Origin of the sequence: Helicobacter sp. MIT 21-1697 (assembly GCF_026241255.1) — a bacterium.
Classification (GTDB): Bacteria; Campylobacterota; Campylobacteria; order Campylobacterales; family Helicobacteraceae; genus Helicobacter_C.
Genome location: NZ_JAPHNC010000001.1, coordinates 87789 through 105303 on the forward strand (window position 1 = coordinate 87789; position 17515 = coordinate 105303).

At 36.8% G+C, this 17515-nt stretch carries 18 protein-coding genes; 5 read left to right on the forward strand and 13 right to left on the reverse strand.

The window, feature by feature from the left end; genetic code table 11:
- Positions 1-12: 12 nt before the first annotated feature.
- The 4 genes from OQH61_RS00450 to OQH61_RS00465 are packed head-to-tail and all read right to left on the reverse strand — an operon-like array spanning position 13 to position 3238.
- Complete coding sequence (locus tag OQH61_RS00450) at positions 13-405, reverse strand: winged helix-turn-helix domain-containing protein (protein WP_266025263.1); 393 nt, start codon at positions 403-405, stop codon at positions 13-15.
- A 10-nt stretch (positions 406-415) separates the two neighbouring features.
- Entirely contained in the window at positions 416-1072 is a 657-nt protein-coding gene (locus OQH61_RS00455) for a LutC/YkgG family protein (RefSeq protein ID WP_266025264.1), read from the reverse strand.
- Positions 1065-2504: a LutB/LldF family L-lactate oxidation iron-sulfur protein gene (locus OQH61_RS00460; RefSeq protein ID WP_266025265.1), complete on the reverse strand. Its 1440-nt coding sequence runs from the start codon at positions 2502-2504 to the stop codon at positions 1065-1067. The genes OQH61_RS00455 and OQH61_RS00460 overlap by 8 nt, the downstream gene beginning before the upstream one ends.
- Before the next feature lie 2 nt (positions 2505-2506).
- Complete coding sequence (locus tag OQH61_RS00465) at positions 2507-3238, reverse strand: (Fe-S)-binding protein (protein WP_266025266.1); 732 nt, start codon at positions 3236-3238, stop codon at positions 2507-2509.
- Positions 3239-3514: 276 nt separating this feature from the next.
- On the opposite strand from OQH61_RS00465, the gene OQH61_RS00470 reads away from it, so the two are divergent.
- Entirely contained in the window at positions 3515-5290 is a 1776-nt protein-coding gene (locus tag OQH61_RS00470) for an L-lactate permease (RefSeq protein WP_266025267.1), read from the forward strand.
- Between the two features lie 85 nt (positions 5291-5375).
- Here the strand turns inward: OQH61_RS00470 and OQH61_RS00475 are convergent, their stop codons facing one another.
- A complete protein-coding gene (locus OQH61_RS00475; protein ID WP_266025268.1) occupies positions 5376-6392 on the reverse strand; it encodes a glycosyl transferase family 90 in 1017 nt (338 codons plus the stop codon).
- A complete protein-coding gene (locus OQH61_RS00480) occupies positions 6389-7327 on the reverse strand; it encodes a UDP-glucuronic acid decarboxylase family protein (RefSeq protein ID WP_266025269.1) in 939 nt (312 codons plus the stop codon). Before OQH61_RS00480 ends, OQH61_RS00475 begins: the two co-directional genes overlap by 4 nt.
- A gap of 210 nt (positions 7328-7537) precedes the next feature.
- Here OQH61_RS00480 and OQH61_RS00485 point away from each other — a divergent pair, with 210 nt between their 5' ends.
- The 4 genes from OQH61_RS00485 (at position 7538) to OQH61_RS00500 (ending at position 10872) form a co-directional block, all read left to right on the forward strand.
- On the forward strand, positions 7538-7816 hold the full coding sequence (locus OQH61_RS00485) for a DUF362 domain-containing protein (RefSeq protein ID WP_266025270.1): 279 nt from the start codon (positions 7538-7540) through the stop codon (positions 7814-7816).
- 175 nt (positions 7817-7991) lie between these two features.
- Complete coding sequence (locus OQH61_RS00490) at positions 7992-8531, forward strand: hypothetical protein (RefSeq protein ID WP_266025272.1); 540 nt, start codon at positions 7992-7994, stop codon at positions 8529-8531.
- Between the two features lie 18 nt (positions 8532-8549).
- Complete coding sequence (locus OQH61_RS00495) at positions 8550-9893, forward strand: UDP-glucose dehydrogenase family protein (RefSeq protein ID WP_266025273.1); 1344 nt, start codon at positions 8550-8552, stop codon at positions 9891-9893.
- A gap of 85 nt (positions 9894-9978) precedes the next feature.
- On the forward strand, positions 9979-10872 hold the full coding sequence (locus OQH61_RS00500; RefSeq protein WP_266025274.1) for a toxin-antitoxin system YwqK family antitoxin: 894 nt from the start codon (positions 9979-9981) through the stop codon (positions 10870-10872).
- 20 nt (positions 10873-10892) lie between these two features.
- On the opposite strand, the gene OQH61_RS00505 is transcribed toward OQH61_RS00500, so the two are convergent.
- From OQH61_RS00505 to OQH61_RS00535, 7 genes are read right to left on the reverse strand one after another with little or no spacing between them, the layout of a single operon-like run.
- Complete coding sequence (locus tag OQH61_RS00505; RefSeq protein ID WP_266025275.1) at positions 10893-11483, reverse strand: YqiA/YcfP family alpha/beta fold hydrolase; 591 nt, start codon at positions 11481-11483, stop codon at positions 10893-10895.
- A complete protein-coding gene (locus OQH61_RS00510) occupies positions 11483-12214 on the reverse strand; it encodes an RluA family pseudouridine synthase (protein ID WP_266025277.1) in 732 nt (243 codons plus the stop codon). The genes OQH61_RS00505 and OQH61_RS00510 overlap by 1 nt, the downstream gene beginning before the upstream one ends.
- A complete protein-coding gene (gene waaA, locus OQH61_RS00515; protein ID WP_266025278.1) occupies positions 12211-13476 on the reverse strand; it encodes a lipid IV(A) 3-deoxy-D-manno-octulosonic acid transferase in 1266 nt (421 codons plus the stop codon). The genes OQH61_RS00510 and waaA overlap by 4 nt, the downstream gene beginning before the upstream one ends.
- 27 nt (positions 13477-13503) lie before the next feature.
- Positions 13504-14280 (reverse strand): zinc ribbon domain-containing protein, encoded by a 777-nt coding sequence (locus OQH61_RS00520; RefSeq protein ID WP_266025279.1) that lies wholly within the window; start codon positions 14278-14280, stop codon positions 13504-13506.
- A 34-nt stretch (positions 14281-14314) separates the two neighbouring features.
- Positions 14315-15142, reverse strand: coding sequence for a Nif3-like dinuclear metal center hexameric protein (locus OQH61_RS00525; protein ID WP_266025280.1), 828 nt, complete (start codon positions 15140-15142; stop codon positions 14315-14317).
- A 27-nt stretch (positions 15143-15169) separates the two neighbouring features.
- On the reverse strand, positions 15170-16051 hold the full coding sequence (locus OQH61_RS00530; protein WP_266025281.1) for a homoserine O-succinyltransferase: 882 nt from the start codon (positions 16049-16051) through the stop codon (positions 15170-15172).
- Between the two features lie 9 nt (positions 16052-16060).
- On the reverse strand, positions 16061-17353 hold the full coding sequence (locus OQH61_RS00535; protein WP_266025282.1) for an O-acetylhomoserine aminocarboxypropyltransferase/cysteine synthase family protein: 1293 nt from the start codon (positions 17351-17353) through the stop codon (positions 16061-16063).
- Positions 17354-17515: the final 162 nt, after the last annotated feature.

The window sequence follows — 17515 nt, forward strand, 5'->3', positions numbered from 1 at the left end:
TAAGGGATAAAGCTAATGAGGATTTTTAAAATCTTTTAGGGCAGATTCTAAATGGGCGAGTTTTTGCAAAAGCTCATTAAAGTCTTGTGAATTATCCAAGTAGTCAAAAAAGATATTTTTTACGCGTTCTAGCTCATTAAATGCTTGGAGTGCTTCAAAACCAAGAGGGGTGAGCTTCGTGCCACCTCCACCTTTGCCTCCATTATTTGATTGCACAAGTGGCATAGGAGAGAGTTTATTCATAATATCCACACTATCCCACGCTGCTTTATAGCTCATATTCATTTCTTTTGCAGCTTTTGATATTGAACCTGTGTTGGCTATACGAGTGAGTAGCTCTGCGCGTCCTACGCCAATGTAACTTTTATTGTCCTTTTCAAACCAAAATCGTGCAAAGACATTCATATACTCCTCCTTAGTATAGAATCACATAGGTTCGCAGTGAGCCGTGTACCCCAAAGACGGTTTGTAGCTCAATATCAGCAGTGCGCGAAGGTCCAGCGATAAAAATCATATTGCTTGGCAATTTCTCGTTTTCACTATGTGATTTAAGAATCTGCACACCCTCATAAAGATTTGAAACAATATCCTGCTTTTTTAAAAGCACAATGCAAGTTCGTGTAATAAGCGAAGAAAGTCGTGGAGAACGAGCGCTAGAGGTGATGCCAATAATGCCAAGATTCGCCACACCACACCGCGCCTGCACGATTGAAGTATCAATACTAAAAAGTGCCTCTCTTGCCTCATCAACGCTTTTTTCATAAGGAATAAGGCTCATAGAATCTGCTAGATTCTTATGCAGTGTTTGAATATTGAGTATGTCTGTAATATCCAAATTATAGAGAATCTTCCGTGCTTGTGCTTCTGTAAGAGTCTTGCATATATCCTGTGCTAGAGTATTTGGGTTAGATTCTATGACAATAGCTTTATTCGCATTTTGTAAGCTAATATATTCTTGCACTTTATCAGAATCTACGCTTTTAATTGGATTGCCATAATGTGAAGATTGACTCTGAAGTGTATTTGCTTGTAATGAGGCTCTGATATTATCCAAAATAGCTTGCTTACTCATAAATCACTCCTTTCATATTTGATACTTTTTTATGGAGATTTCCATTTAATGTAGGGAATGTGCGGTAAGCCACCCAATTTTTGAGTCCGGGTATAAAACCACTAAAGAGCTTTATTAAAGGTAATAGCAAAGGTATATTTACCAATCCCAATAATTTACGCCAAGATTTACCATTACTTGCAGCTTGAGCAAATTGCTTCATCGCATATTCTTCATTTTTGTCCCTTAATGAGTCATCATTGTTTTTGAGATTCTTGCGTCCTTGCCCCACTTTTTCACTGCGTAAATCCCTAATAAGCTCCGCAAGAGGAATCTTCACAGGACATACTTCGGAGCAACGCCCGCAAAGTGAGCAAAGATTAACCATATGCCCAAAATTTTTCATACCAAAAAGCTGTGGAGAAATCACTTCGCCAATGGGTCCGGGATAAGTGCTAAGATAAGCGTGTCCGCCGATTTTATCATATACAGGGCAGTGATTGAGACAAGTGCCGCACCGAATACAAGAGAGAGAGCGATAAAAATGCGCGTCTTTAAGGATAGTGGAGCGATTGTTATCAAGTAGGATAATATGCACCTCTTTTGGTCCATCAAGCTCATCATTTTTACGCGGTGAAGTAATGATATTGTTATAGCAAGTGATAGGCGCACCTGTGGCTGAAGGCACAAGAAGTGTATCAAGGATACAGGCATCTTCAAAGCTCTCAACAATCTTTTCAATCCCACAAATAGCAATGTGAATATCACTTGCTGTGGTGCTCATACGCCCATTGCCCTCATTTTCAATAAGCCAAATCGCGCCTTCATTAGCGATGGCAAAATTTACTCCACTTAATCCCATTTTAAACTCTTGAAATTCTTTACGCAAATGCACTCGTGCGATTTCATTGAGTCTTTCTGGTTCAGATTCTAAGTTTGCACCAAGTTTTTGTTGGAATATTTCGCCAATTTGATAGCGGTTTTTATGAATGGCTGGAGCAACAATATGCACAGGTGGTTCATCAATAAGCTGAATAATGAGCTCACCCAAATCTGTTTCAATGGGATTCATACCCTTTTGCTTCAAAAACGCATTCAGATGTGTCTCCTCACTCGCCATAGACTTACCTTTGAGAATCTTAGTGATATTTTTTTCCAACATAAGATTATAAATAATCTCATTTGTTTCTTTGCTATCACGCGCCCAATGCACAACGAATCCATTTTTTGTAGCGTTTTGTTCAAAAAGTTCAAGGAGAGTATCAAGTTGCGAGAGAGTTTTTTGTTTCACTGCTCTTCCTTGTTCGCGCAAAGCCTCCCAATCTGTGTAGCGAGAGGCGATAAGATTCTTACGATTACTCTTAAGTGTGTCCATTACACTTTTAAGATTAGCACGAAGCTGTTTATCATTGAGTTTGGTATGGACGATATGTGTGTGTTCTTGATGGCTCATAATTATGCTCCTAATCCGATTCTTTGGGCTAAGAAATCATAGAGATGAATAGGCTTGATAGCAATATTTTGTTTTTTCATCGCACCGCTTATGTTAAGTAAGCACCCGGCATCTGCTGAAATCACATACTCTACATTTCTTGAGAGAATATCCTCAATTTTTTGGCTTACCATTGCATTTGATACTTCAGGCTCTTTAATGCTAAAAGTTCCGCCAAACCCACAGCATTCTTCCTCTCGCTCTAGCTCAATGAGTTCTACATTTTCTAATGAAGTAATCAATGCCTTTGCACTATCTATGACTTTAGAAGTCCGCAAAGCGTGGCAATTACTATGCCAAGTAACTTTTGTAGGCATACCTTTATCCTTATAAGTAACATTGAGCACTTTATGTAAGTATTCGCCTAAGTCATATACTCTTTTACAAAATTGTTCTACCTTGCCAAATTCACTTCTTCCCTCAAAAAGTGCTAAATAGTCCTCTCTCATCATACCTACACAAGAGCCAGAAGGCACAATAATTGGCTCATCTCCCTCAAAAAGTGCAATATTGTGAAGTGCGACTTTGCGACTTTCCTCGTAATAGCCTGAATTATAGCTTGGTTGCGCACAGCAAGTTTGATCTTTTTTGAAAACGACTTCACACCCCTCTTTTTGTAGCAATTTAATTGCATTCACGCAAGTATCAGCATACGCTACGCTGCCTAGACAAGTTGAGAAAAAAAATACTCGCATAATTGTACTCCTTCTTACTTTATGAGCATTTATGATATAAATAAGGAACTTTAAAAATACATAAAAGTTAAAATTTAGTTATTTTCTTTTGTAAATGTGTAAAAAATTCTCATTAATATAATATAAAAGGCTTTATGTGAAAAATTTACACATCATTTAAAATATACTCTTTAATACAGCATTTTCTTAAGCTTACATTTTTTATGATATGTATCAAGATACACGACAAAAGAGTAGTGTATTTGAGTGCCTCATATTCAAATATAAGGAGTTATTATGGAGACTTGGCAGCAAGTATTTGACCCACTGAATAATATGTGGTTAAGTGCATTGGTGGCGTTTTTGCCTATTGTATGTTTTTTAGCTTGTTTATTGGTTTTGAAGCTTAAAGGCTATCAAGCAGGTTTTATCACGGTGATTGTAGCGACTTTAGTAGCATTTTATGCGTATAAAATGCCTTTTTCTCTTATTGGTGCTTCTTTTGTGCAAGGCTTTGCACAAGGAATGTGGCCTATTGCGTGGATTATCATTGCAGCAATCTTTCTCTATAAGCTTTCGGTGAAATCTGGTGCTTTTGAAGTGATTAAGCAAAGTGTAATGACTATCACGCCCGACCATAGAATCCAAGTGATTTTGATTGGTTTTTGCTTTGGTTCATTTTTAGAGGGAGCGATTGGCTTTGGGGGACCTGTGGCAATTACAGCAGCTTTGCTTGCTGGGCTGGGACTTCGCCCATTATATGCTGCTGGACTTTGTTTGATTGCTAATACCGCTCCTGTGGCATTTGGTGCAGTTGGGATTCCCATTATTGCGATGAGTAACCTTGTAGGAGTGGAACAATATTCTGTTGCAGCGATGGTTGGGCGTATGCTCGTGCCCTTAAGTCTAACAATTCCTTTCTTTATTGTATTCCTAATGGACGGACTAAAGGGTGTTAGAGAAACCTTTCCTGCTGTTTTAGTCGCAGCAGTAAGCTTTACAGCCACACAATTTGTCAGCTCAAATTACCTTGGCGCAGAACTCCCTGATATTGTTTCAGCTGTGGTATCTTTGGTTTGCACCACAGCTTTTTTGAAGTTTTGGTCTCCAACAAATATCTTTAGATTTGATGACTTAAAAGACTTTTCACATCACGAAAAACTTGAACTTAGCAAAGTCTTTAAAGCGTGGCTTCCTTTTATCTTGCTCATTGTCTGTATTATTATTTGGACGCAGCCTTGGTTTAAAGCAGTTTTTGAAGCGAAGAAAATTTTATTTGAAAATCCAGATTTATTCATAAGTGGGGCTATTGCTTTACCTCAAGAGAGTTTCTTTTTTAGCATAAAGCCTATTATTGATAATGCAGGAGCAACAATAGGTTATTATCAAATCGGAGCTTTAAATTATACTCAAGTGAGTATGGCTTTTAACCCTCTTACAAGTGTTATAACTGACTCTAGCGGCAGTCCTGTAAAAATTGATTTGCCTATTAATCTTATCGCACTTCAAGGGGGCACTGCAATTTTGGTAGCTGCTTTTTTAAGCATAGCTTTTTTAAGGATAAAATCAAGTGTTGCTGAAGAGGCACTTGGAGATACATTAAAAGAAATGGCAATCCCTTGTATCACCATCGGGCTTGTTGTTGCCTTTGCCTTTATCTCAAAAAATAGTGGTATGAGTGCGACTTTGGGCATTGCTTTTGCAAAAACAGGTGATTTGTTTGCATTCTTTAGTCCTGTCATTGGGTGGCTTGGTGTGTTTATCACAGGAAGTGATACTAGCTCAAACCTACTCTTTGGTCCGTTGCAACAAGTAACTGCTCAAGAACTTGGTATCAAAGAAACATTATTCCTTGCAGCAAATTCCGTAGGTGGCGTGGTGGGCAAAATGATTTCACCTCAATCTATTGCCATTGCGTGTGCAGCAGTAGGATTAGTAGGTAAAGAATCTGATTTATTTAAATTTACCCTAAAATATTCTGTTGCGTTTATCATTCTCATTGGTATTTGGACAGCTATTATTGCTATGTTTATTCCTTATATTATCCCTGAAGTCGTGTCTCTAGTTAAGTAGTTGTTGCAAACTCAAATCCTCTTTCACTCTTATGAGAGTGGGAGAGGGGCTTAGAATCTTAAACCTTTATTCTCTTAGGTTTTTGTTAGATTCTTAAGCTTTCAATCTGTCCTGTGTAGTAAAAGTATTTTTCAAGCACTAGAAGTGAAATAATGGCTTCGCGTTTGGCATCAAAAAATTGTTTAATATACTCGTGAGCGTTATGGATAATTTCTTTGGCGTCATGTGGGTGCTTGATGAAATATTCTAGCCTTTCTTCTAAATCTTCATAATCATCACGAATTTGTGCATAATGCACATTTGGTATAAGAGTGCCCTCCATAAACCAAGTTTCAAATTTGGGATTTGGCATAATTGCAAGAGAATTAGAGCTCATCACCCATTTGAGATTGCTTGCGACATCATTTCCTTCCAAAGAGAGTAAAAATTTATATGGCAAATGTTTGCTTATATTTATTTTAGGCTTTTGCCATAGATGATGCACTTTTTTACTTCCGGTATGCCCCAAATCACAAAGTGGAGAGTTGAAATGCTTTTCAAAAAATCGTGTGCGGTGAGGCTGATAAATGCCCCCACGATAAAAAAGCTTATTTTGTTTGTTTTCAAAAGCATAGGGGTCATTGATAAATGTGAAATGTCGCACTTTTTCTAAATTAAGCAAGGTAGAATAGCTAAAGGGTGGCTGTTTTTGAGTATTATGCCCCCCCCCCACTACTAATTGCTCACAATGAGATTTATAATAAGCTTTGATTGGACGCGATTTTGTGATAGAGGGCTTGGGGCAGACAAAATTAACATCGCCAAATTCAAAATGTGCTTTAAAATCTTGTGGAAAATAACGTGTCCATTCATAAGTATCAAAAAAATAGACCGTTTTTTTACGCGTAAAACGCACAAAATCTAGTCTTTTTGCTTCATTTTCATTAAGAGCTAGAAGCGTATCAAGTTGGCAATAATAATCCACGCGTGATTTAATATAATCAATATCATCGCGAGATTGGCAATTTGCAAGGAATCTTTCGCGATTTTTGGGCAAAAATATGGCAGGGGTGAGCATACGCAAAATGCCTTTGAGATTATAGAGAAAATAATTATTTTTCACATAAGTTCCTTAAAATACGCAATTGTCTTAGTTAATCCCTCTTTAAGCTCTACATTTGGCTTCCACCCTAGCTCACTTTGAGCAAGGCTAATATCTGGCTGCCGCTGTTTTGGGTCATCTTGTGGGAGCGGGAGAAATACAAGATTTGATTTAGATTCTGTAAGTTCAAGCACATTTTTTGCAAGCTCTAGCATACTAAATTCGCGCGGATTCCCAATATTCACAGGTCCATAGAATCCATCTCTACTATCCATAAGTTTTATCATACCCTCAATCAAATCATCAACATAACAAAAACTTCGTGTCTGATTTCCTTCACCATAAATTGTAATATCCTTTCCCTTGAGTGCTTGAATGATAAAATTACTCACCACGCGTCCGTCATTTGGGTGCATTCTGGGTCCATAGGTATTGAAGATTCTCATTACTTTAATATTTAAATTATGTTGTCTTTGATAATCAAAAAAGAGTGTTTCTGCGCATCGCTTTCCCTCATCATAGCACGCACGAATGCCGATTGGATTGACACTGCCTTTGTAAGATTCTCTTTGTGGGTGGATTTCGGGGTCACCATAAACCTCGCTCGTGCTTGCTTGGAGGATCTTCGCTTTCACCCTTTTTGCAAGTCCTAGCATATTGATTGCTCCCATTACAGAGGTTTTGGTTGTCTGGACTGGGTCAAATTGATAATGGATAGGAGAGGCAGGACAGGCGAGATTATAAATTTCATCAACTTCCACATAGAGTGGAAAGGTTATATCGTGGCGCATAAATTCAAAGCGAGGATTTGAAAGGAGATGTAAAATATTCTGCTTCGTGCCAGTGAAAAGATTATCCACACAAAGCACCTCATCACCACGATTTAAAAGCTTTTCACACAGATGTGAGCCCAAAAATCCCGCTCCCCCTGTAACTAAAATTTTTTTGTTTAGCATTATAATCCTTTATGGTTTGTTTGATTAGGGGATTATACCCAAAATGCCATTAGGTTTTTTCTATAATATCATTTAAATTATCTATTCAATTTAGGTGCAAATTTAGTAAAACAAAATTTTATTATTCTTATTTTATGTGTTTTTTAAGATAAATATGATTATACTTCGCACTTGGGTTTGAGCCCATAAACAACAAATAAGGGAGAACTGATGGCTGTAAAAATTACAGATATTTGTATCGCTTGTGGTTCTTGCATTGATGAATGTCCTGTAAGCGCCATTGTAGATGATGATAATAATCCAACAGGCGAGGGCACTTATTATGTTTATCAGAATAAGTGTGTAGAGTGTGTCGGGCATAATGAGCAACCAGCGTGTGCGAGTGCTTGTCCGACTGATGGTTGCATCGTATGGAGCGAGTTAGGAACTGCTAATCGCGACTATATTGGTGCTGATATGAGAGATGGCACACACCCAGTGATGTCTTAATCTTCATTGTTTATGAATCTCGCATAAATTATTATGTGAGATTCACTTCTATTTTTTTCATTTGTTTCTCCAAAGATTTTTGTTAAAGATTATCAATCATCCTTTTTCATTTAATTTAGATTCTTAAGATAGAATAAATTTCTTTATTTACGCGATGATTAAGGAGGAGTGGCTAATGAAGTCTTTATATTGTATTGGAATGATTGGCATAATGTATTTGATGAGCGGTTGTTTTTCAAATGAGCCTACGCCGCCAAGTGTGCAAAATGAAATAGAAAAAATATGTAACGAAGCGAAATACACGATTACATTGGGGCAAATCAGTGATATTGGACACAATGTGCTTTCAAAGCAAGATTTTAAAGTTATTTTGGATAAAGCTCTTAGGGATTCTGGTTGTTTTGTTATTGAATCTAAATTAAGCAATCCCGAAAAAGGCTATGTGCTCAATATTGAATATGGGCTTGAAGTGAAAGAGAGCAAAAAAGACACAAGCGCTATTAGCACTCAAAGTTCCGCTGCTTTAAAAAGTGAGGTAAGGTTTGTAATGAATAGAACTCATTATACAATCACTCAAAATGCCTCAAGCACTATGAAAATGAGTGGAAAAAAATATCTTGGTATAGGTGAAACGCCACAAGTTACACAAGAGCAAAAAGAGCGTTTGATTCAACGTGCTTTAAAAACAATCTTTACTAATCTCTTAAAAATATAAATTCAGCAAGGAGAAAGAGTGCATATCACAATTATTGGCAGTGGTTATGTTGGGCTTGTAGCAGGAGCGTGTTTCGCTCAAATGGGAAATAATGTCATATGTCTTGATGTAGATTCTAAGAAAATTTCGCGACTTCAAAAAGGAGAGATTCCTATTTATGAGCCCGGTTTGGAATCTTTGGTGCGTGAAAACACTACACTTGGCACACTTTGTTTTACTACCGATAAGAAAGAAGCAATTTCTAATGCACAAGTAATTTTTATCGCAGTTGGAACGCCTATGGGCGATGATGGAAGTGCAGATTTATCTTATGTGCGTGATGTGGCAGTAGATATTGGGACATATATAGAACGTGAATATGTAGTCATAGTAGATAAAAGCACCGTTCCTGTTGGCACTGCAGAGCAGGTGCGAAAACTAATACAATCCACACTTCAAAAACGTCATATTACTTCGGTTAGTTTTGATGTGGTAAGCAATCCAGAATTTCTTAAAGAAGGAGTTGCAATCAAAGATTTTATGAGTCCTGATAGAGTGGTGATTGGCACAGATTCTACAAGGGCATTAGATACAATGAAAACTCTCTATTCTCCTTTTTTACTTAAAAGCGATAGACTTATTTCTATGGGGATAGAATCTGCGGAAATGACAAAATATGCTGCAAACGCTATGCTTGCTACAAAAATCAGCTTTATCAACGAGATGAGTCAAATTTGTGAGCGTGTGGGGGCGAATATTAATGATGTACGATTGGGTATTGGTTCAGATGCACGTATTGGATATAGTTTTATCTATCCGGGTTGTGGTTATGGTGGGAGTTGCTTTCCTAAAGATGTGCGTGCATTAGAAAAAACCGCAAAGGATTTTGGCTATGATGCACAGATTCTAAGCGCAGTTCAACGCGTAAATAATGCGCAAAAAATGCTTTTGGTAGAAAAAATCGTGCGTCATTTTGGGCAAGATTTATCAGGGCTTAGTTTTGCATTATGGGGGCTTAGTTTTAAGCCAGAAACTGATGATATGCGTGAAGCAAGTTCTTTGGTGCTTATAGAAGAGTTAAGCAAAAAGGGGGCAAAGATTAAAGCTTATGATCCAAAGGCTTATGAACAGGCGCGATTCTATCTCAAAGACTATATGCAATCTATTAGCTTAGAGGCGAGCAAATATGAGGCATTAAAGGATTGCGCAGCACTTGTGATTGTAACAGAATGGCGTGAGTTTAGAAGTCCAGATTTTGATGAAATTGCAAAACTTCTTGTAAATCCTATTATTTTTGATGGACGAAATATTTATCAACATCTTGATATGGAATCTAAAGGCTTTGAGTATTACCAAATTGGTGTAAAGCATAATAATAACTAAAAAGCTTTCTCTGTAATTCTGTAATAATATTGATTTTTTTGTGTTGATGCCGATTATGTTTTGCTAGAACTATAAGGAACATAAAATGTTAAAATATATTGTTATTTACATAAGTTTAATAGGTTTAATGTATAGTGCAGAACTTGAAGTTCGCATTACAACTACGGAAACTGCCGGTGAAGTAAAGCAAAGACGCGTAACTTATATTAAGGGCACAGAAATTAAGCACGGGCGGGAATCTTGGTATGATCAAACAGGACATTTGTTACACCAAATGCATTTTATTAATGGGCGCAAGGAAGGGCGTGAGATAAAATATTCCCACGATGGTGAAGTTATTTATGATGCAAACTATAAAAATAATAAACTTGAAGGTTTAGCGCAAGAGTTTTATCCTCAAAATATACTTAAATCAGAGATTACTTATTTGGAGGGTAAAATTATTGGCAAAGCCAAATGGTATCATAGTAATGGCACTCTTGCTAAGGAAGCGGATTATAATAATGGTTTGCTTGATGGCAAAGTGATAGAATATTATGATAATGGCAAGGTTGAACGACAATATACCTATAAACAAGGCAAGGTTGAAGGCATTAGTCGTGGATTTTTTAAAAATGGTAAGATTCAAGAAATCGTCAATTATCGTGATGGGCTAAAAAATGGTGATATGAAGCAATATGATAAAAATGGTATTGTGCGTGAGGAAGCGAGCTTTAATAATGATCAAAAGACTGGACGTGAGCGAACTTATGATGAAAATGGTATTGTAAAAGTAGAACGTCTTTATGGCACAGGAGTGCCTAAAAAAGTAGAAGTAAGTTGGTTTTATCCTAGTGGAAAACCTAAAATACAAATGCTTTACGAAGAAAATCAAGCCATTTGGCAAAAAGAATACAATGAGCTTGGTGAGGTTATATCTAAGCTTGATTGCAAGGCGCAAAATTGCATATCGGGTTTGAGTGAAAATATAGGAAAGTAGAAAAATAGTAGAGCAGGGTATTAAAGCAGGGGCGCAAGTTTGTGTTTAAAAGGTGTAAAATCTGTAATGATATGACCCCCTTCACTCATTATAATGCGTGCATAATGCTGCCAATAGGCTTTTGAAACTTGCGCATCAATGAGTTCATCATTAAGCGAAAGGCATACAATACATTGAATCTGCTTCGCCAAAGGCATACGCAAGGAATGCGCATACGAAGCCCACGAATCATAAGTAAGTGTAAAATTTTGATGTGTCGTAGTGTTGAGTTGAGGTTGATTGATATATTTTTTAAGTTGCGCTAAGGGTTCAAGGACTGGATTAAACAAAATAAGCGTATGAGGTGTAGGGATATTGAGAGTGGGCGCAAATAGTGTCAGTTGCCATAAGTAAAATGCTCCCAAAGAGTTACCAATAAAACCAAAGGGCGCATTAGATTCTATAAGATTTTGCAATTGACTTTTGCAGCTATACAGATTTGTATAAAAATCTGCACCATTATCATAAACAAGCTGTAATGGTGTAATATCTAAACCACAACAAAGTCGCTTATAAGCTTGGCAATCCTTGCTTGAATGGAATCCGTGAGAATAAAAATACTGCAAGTTCATTACTCAATGCAGAGATCTTTTGGCAAAGGCGAAGTAAATTCATAACCTAAAAGTGCGATTTTATGAGCGTGAAGCATAAGACGTTTTGCTTCATCATCTTTGCCATAGATTCTATCACCAAGTATAGGGTGATTGATGCTTTGGCAATGCACGCGTATTTGATGTGTGCGCCCTGTTTTGATAATGGCTTTAAGCAAGGTTTTTTTACCCATTATACTCAAAGGAGTAAGGAGGGTGCGCGCGCTTAGTCCTTTTTTATCAATGCGTGATTTTGCAAAGCCTCTTTTTGTTGTAGAAATCGCTTTGTTAATTTCTATGGAATCTGCTAGGATTCCATGCACGAGACAAACATATTCTTTATATACTTCTTGTTGTTTGAAAGCTTCTTTTGCTTTAGTATGAAAGGCACTTCCTTCTTTAATGAGCAAGATAACACCACTTGTTTCTCTATCAAGCCTATGGAGCAAATGCCAACCTTCAAACATATTGCTTAAATCATAAGATTCTATAAATGGTGGTTTTTCAAGTGCAAGGATATGTTCATCAGTAAAAAGTATTTTGGGCTTTTTGGGTTTGAGAATCTCAAAGGTAGTGTGGATTGGGATTTCAAGCCGTGCAATATTTATTTTTTTGCCCGAAGCAAAGACAAGTCCTTTATCAATAAGAGCTTTAGCCTGATTATGAGAGATATTGTGAGTGTGAGCAAGGACTTTGTAAGCCTTATCTTTCATCGATATATCTTTTGCACAAGGGTAGTGAGTTTGTCTTGAGAATTCGTTTTGATAGCACTTTTGGGCAGGGATTCCCACCTAAGAAGAGTGTCTTTTAAACTTTGTGGGGGTATAAGCACATAATGTTCTATTTCTTCAAAAAGTGCGTATTGATTAAAAATATGCTCCCCACTTATAAGTTTTGTATGAAAAAAGGCGGGCTCAAGCGGATTGTGTCCTCCTATTTTAGCAAAACCTCCACCAAGTATGACAACATCACTTATTGCATAGAGATTATTGAGTTCTCCAAGTGTATCAATAATGATTACATCTGCATTGTTTGTATCTAAATGTGTTTGTGAGAAAAGTGCGGTATGTGCAAAAGTGCGCAGACTTAATTCATATACTTCCTTAAAACGTTCTGGGTGGCGCGGTGCGAGGAGCAAGAGCATAGAGTTTGTAGAAGATTTTTGAGCATCTTTAAGAGCCTTAAAGGCTTCAAGGATAAGCTTTTCTTCACCTCTATGTGTGCTTGCACCAATAAACACAACAGAAGAAGGTTTGGCATAATGTGTGCTAAGTGAGGGAGTATTGAGTGTTTTAAGATTGCCAAAAACTTCAACATTATGTGCGCCTAAATGCTCTAAGCGTTCTTTATCAATCTGACTTTGGGCGAGCACTTCATCAATAAGAGCAAAGATGCCTTGATAAAACCACGCAAAACGTTGATAGTTTTTATGTGAGCGACTGGAAATACGCGCATTAATAAGCAAAGTGTGTGCATTATGGGATTTGGCAAGATAAAAGAGCATTTGCCACATTTCAGCTTCTGTAACCACTAGAGTTTTAAGTTGGCGGCAAGATTTGCTCCATAAGGGCAAAAATATTTCAAAAGGCAAATAACGCACGACAATACGAGCTTGTGTGCCCAGTGAATCTGTGGAATGTGTTTGATATAAACGTTTTGCTTCTTTAAAGCCTGTATGTGTAATAGTTGTAATAAGAATAGTGCAAGGCATAGCTTTTGATGCGTTAATAAGGGGTTCAAGAGATTTTATTTCACCAAAAGAACACGCGTGAAACCAATATTGTGGCTCACAATTAAGTGATGAGTAAAAAAAACGCGCTGGAATAGATTGGCGATGTTTTGTGCGGAATATGTTTATGATTAAAATCGGTAATGCTATAAGATAAAGCATTACACAAAGACAATAATAAATAAAAGGAAAGTGCGGAGATTTATCTTTATCTGAAATATCTTTTATAGAATCTGGTTTGTCCATTTCAATGCCTTAAAACACTCCTAGATTCTATGCTTTAGATTTTTTCTTGCTTTGAGATTTTTCTTCATCAGCACTTGAAGATGTTTGAGTATTGTCTGAAGAAGGATTTGCATAGAGAATCCTTCCACAATGAGGGCAGTTAATAATATCGTTGCCTTTAAGAATCTCGCTATAAATAGTGTCATTAAGCTTAATAAAGCAACCACCACAGGCTTGTTTAAAAACACAAACCACGCTTGTATTTCCTGCCCAACGTCTAATTTTGGCATAAAAACTTGTGATTTTGCTATCCATTTGTGCCACAAGTGCCTGTTTTTTATCAAATAATTCTTGTTGCGCCTTTTTAATTTCTTGGACTTGGCTTTGTGTTTGTTCTTCAAGTGTTTTAATAAGGGATTTAAGCTCTTCAAGTTTTGGTTCATAGGCTTTCTTTTCTTCTTCTTTAGCCTTTTTAAGCGCTTCAAGTCGCTCAATTTCACTATTTGAATGAGTCATATTTTCCTTAGCAATATCAGATTCTACATCAAGGGCGCGCATTTCTTTTTCCGTTTTGATTTCTTTTTGTTTTTTACTGATTTGCTCAAGCTTTGAAGAAGCATCTTGAATATTGCGGTCGTGATGAGAAATTTCAAGCTCAATACTAGAAGAATCGCGGTTGAGCTTTTCTATATTTTTTAAAATTTGTTCTTGCTGTTTGATTTGCTCATCAAGTTTAGAACGTGCTTGGGAAATTTCGGGCTCTAAGTCATCAATTTGTTTATCAAAATTTGCCACTTCTATAAGTTCTTTCAAATGCTTATTCATCGGGATTTCCTTTTTGGTTAGGTGATTTTAGAATCTATTGATGCTTAGCTTGGCAAAAATAGAATGGATTTTTACAATCCATAATTATAGCGTTATATCCTACATTTTGCAAAATAGAATCAAAAATTTCTACAAAATATTTTTCACTCTCATAATGCCCTATGTCAATAAGGCTTATACCCATACTTTTAGCACTCATCGCATCGTGATGCCTAATATCGCCTGTAATAAAGCATATATTCGGGCTAGGTTGGATTTGGTAAAGAAGTGAGCAACCACTTCCACATACAACATAGGCTTTTGTGATACAATCATTTGTAAGTGGTGCTTGAGATTCTTTATGAAGAAGCGTTATGTCATCACCTTGCACTATGCTCACGCTAGGTGCATTAAGTTTTTTGCATACATCTTGAGCTAAGTTATGAAGCGATATAGGTGGAATGTCCCCACTCATTAAAAGCCCATTTTCACTTGGCATAAAATGATGCCATTGCAAAACTTGATGCGTGAGGTAAGCATTGAGGTGCGATTTATCAAAGTTTGTGTGGAGACTAATGAGTGAGCAATTTTTACGAATAAGAATGGCAGCGATATTATGAGGATATATATCTGTTATCATCTGTGAGGTGGGATTAAAAAACAAAGGGTGATGCGTGATAAGAAGGGTATTTGGCTTTAATGAAAGTGCAATAGCGAGATTTACTTCAAGACACAGCACAATACCTGTATATTCATTATGAAGACTACCGAGATTTAAGCCGCTTTTGTCCCACGATTCTTGTGTATCAAAAGGCGAGAGAGTATTGCATAGCTCATAAACCTCTCCCACCTTTGTGCTTTTTTGGTGCGTATTGCGCTGCATAAGAATCCTTTTATGAAAATATTAAAATTATAAAACAAAAGGAGTATCTTGATATACAGAAAAATTAAGCCAATTTGAAAAAAGCACGCTTGCACTTGATTTCCAAGAAAGCACGGGTTCTCCTTTGTCATTAAAATAATGAAGTGGCTGCGCAATTTCTAAGCCTTTTTGCTTGTCGCGTTCATATTCAAGTAAAAGCGTATTTTTGGCATATTCTGGGTGTCCAAGTATAAAAAAGTCTTTATCATCTTTAAGTGCGCAAATGCCGCAAACATCACTTTCAAGTAAGATTTTGAGTTGTGATTTTCTCACCTTTTGTTCATCAATGCCTGAATGCCTAGAATGAGGGATTCTTACTATTTCATCTAAACCACTAAGGAGTAAATCATTTTCTACAATATTGTGTGCAAAGATACCAAAGACTTTATGTGGCAATGAAATTTTAGGAATGTGATGAAAATGATACAAACTCGCCATTGCTCCCCAGCATAAATAAAGTGTGCTTGTGCAATGTTTTTTGAGATAATCCATAATTGTAGAGATTTCATTCCAATATGCTACTTCCTCAAAGGCTAAATGCTCAATAGGCGCTCCTGTAACAATCGCTCCATCAAAATTGCGCCCTTTGATTTCGCTAAAATTGACATAAAAACGTTCTAAATGACTTTTGGGTGTATTTGTGCCTACATAACTTGATGTAGAAAGAAGAGTAATATTTATCTGTAAAGGAGAGTTAGCCAAAAGGGAGAGAATCTGGTTTTCTGTTTCTATTTTTGTTGGCATAAGATTAATGATAAGCACTTCTAATGCCCTAATGTCTTGATGTTTTGCTCTTTTTGAATCCATAATAAAAGCGTTTTGATTGAGGACTTTATAAGCAGGAATATCTTCTGGGATAATGAGCGGCATAGTTTTTCCTTATTTCTCTAAAGCTTTTTTTAAATCTTGTATTAAATCATCTGCAGATTCTAAACCAATGCTAAGACGTATAGTGCAAGGCGTAATACCCGCGCTTAGGAGCTCATCTGTGCTCAGTTGCGAATGTGTTGTAGAAGCGGGGTGAATGATAAGTGATTTTGAATCCCCAATATTCACTACAACTGCAAAAATTTCTGTGGCATTGCAAATCTTTTGTGCCTCTTCAAAACTTTGTGCTTCAAAGCTAATAAGTCCGCTTGCTTGAGAATCTTTATAATATTTTTGAAGCAACCCATTGTAGGGATTGTTTTTTAGCCCAGCATAAGCTACACTTTTCACTTTAGGGTGAGATTGTAAAAATTCCGCGATTTTGAGGGCATTTTGACTATGTTTTTGAATGCGTAATTCTAAAGTTTCTAAGCCTTGCAGGATAATCCACGATGCTTGTGGAGAAAGAGTAGCACCAATATTTCTAAGCCATTCTGTGATAAGTCTAATACTAAAGCAAGGTAGCGGAAGATTCGCGTATATTAATCCGTGATAGCTTGCATCTGGCGTATTGAATGCTTCATAGCGTGGATTATCCTTAATTAGTTCATTTAATCCATATCGTTCAATAATTGCCCCACCAAGCGCACTTCCTTGCCCATTAATATATTTGCTTAGGCTATATACGCTAATATCTACGCCATAATCAAAGGGTTTATGCAAAAATGCAGTGGCAATGGTATTATCACAAATGCTAATAATTTTATGTTTTTTAGCAATAGCAGTGATTTTCTCTGTATCGGCAATAGAAATTTGCGGATTTGAAATGCTTTCAAAAAAAATCGCCTTTGTTTTATCATCAATCGCAGATTCTAAAGAAGATTCTATGTTGTCAATATCAAACACCTTTGTTTGTATGCCAAATCGTTTGAGTGTATGCACAAAGAGCGTTTGTGTGCCACCATAAATTTTATTAGAAAATACAATATTATCGCCTTCTTGCGCACAATTAACAATCGCATAAAAAATCGCGGCACTTCCACTTGAAGTAGGCACACCAAACACACCTCCTTCAACAGCTGCAAGTCGCGCACCAAGCACATCTGTCGTGGGATTTGTAAGACGCGTATAAATATTGCCAAGCTCCTTTAAGCCAAATCGTGCAGCAGCTTGTTCTAAGCTCTCAAAACTATAAGCCGTGTTTTGATAAATTGGCACACTGATGGTGCGCTGTGTGTCATAAGTATAGCCTGCGTGGAGCGCAAGTGTGTCTTGCGAAAGATTGTGATGAGAGAGATTTGCCATAATCATACCTCGTTGCGTTTTTATGAGTTCTAAAGTGAATAATATCACAAAAAAATAAGATTACAATATGTAATATATAAAAATATGTCAAAAATGAGAAAGTGTTACTTTTTTTATTTTTTTGCAGATACAAAGTCTATACGGGCAATTTTGAAGAGTAAA

Coding starts and splice junctions, on each gene's coding strand:
- OQH61_RS00520 (WP_266025279.1), bottom strand. CDS start 14,280: ATGAATAAGCATTTGAAAGAACTTATAGAAGTGGCAAATTTTGATAAA.
- waaA (WP_266025278.1), bottom strand. CDS start 13,476: ATGGACAAACCAGATTCTATAAAAGATATTTCAGATAAAGATAAATCT.
- OQH61_RS00480 (WP_266025269.1), bottom strand. CDS start 7,327: ATGCTAAACAAAAAAATTTTAGTTACAGGGGGAGCGGGATTTTTGGGC.
- OQH61_RS00490 (WP_266025272.1), top strand. CDS start 7,992: ATGAAGTCTTTATATTGTATTGGAATGATTGGCATAATGTATTTGATG.
- OQH61_RS00500 (WP_266025274.1), top strand. CDS start 9,979: ATGTTAAAATATATTGTTATTTACATAAGTTTAATAGGTTTAATGTAT.
- OQH61_RS00455 (WP_266025264.1), bottom strand. CDS start 1,072: ATGAGTAAGCAAGCTATTTTGGATAATATCAGAGCCTCATTACAAGCA.
- OQH61_RS00470 (WP_266025267.1), top strand. CDS start 3,515: ATGGAGACTTGGCAGCAAGTATTTGACCCACTGAATAATATGTGGTTA.
- OQH61_RS00460 (WP_266025265.1), bottom strand. CDS start 2,504: ATGAGCCATCAAGAACACACACATATCGTCCATACCAAACTCAATGAT.
- OQH61_RS00525 (WP_266025280.1), bottom strand. CDS start 15,142: ATGCAGCGCAATACGCACCAAAAAAGCACAAAGGTGGGAGAGGTTTAT.
- OQH61_RS00505 (WP_266025275.1), bottom strand. CDS start 11,483: ATGAACTTGCAGTATTTTTATTCTCACGGATTCCATTCAAGCAAGGAT.
- OQH61_RS00485 (WP_266025270.1), top strand. CDS start 7,538: ATGGCTGTAAAAATTACAGATATTTGTATCGCTTGTGGTTCTTGCATT.
- OQH61_RS00510 (WP_266025277.1), bottom strand. CDS start 12,214: ATGAAAGATAAGGCTTACAAAGTCCTTGCTCACACTCACAATATCTCT.
- OQH61_RS00530 (WP_266025281.1), bottom strand. CDS start 16,051: ATGCCGCTCATTATCCCAGAAGATATTCCTGCTTATAAAGTCCTCAAT.
- OQH61_RS00465 (WP_266025266.1), bottom strand. CDS start 3,238: ATGCGAGTATTTTTTTTCTCAACTTGTCTAGGCAGCGTAGCGTATGCT.
- OQH61_RS00535 (WP_266025282.1), bottom strand. CDS start 17,353: ATGGCAAATCTCTCTCATCACAATCTTTCGCAAGACACACTTGCGCTC.
- OQH61_RS00450 (WP_266025263.1), bottom strand. CDS start 405: ATGAATGTCTTTGCACGATTTTGGTTTGAAAAGGACAATAAAAGTTAC.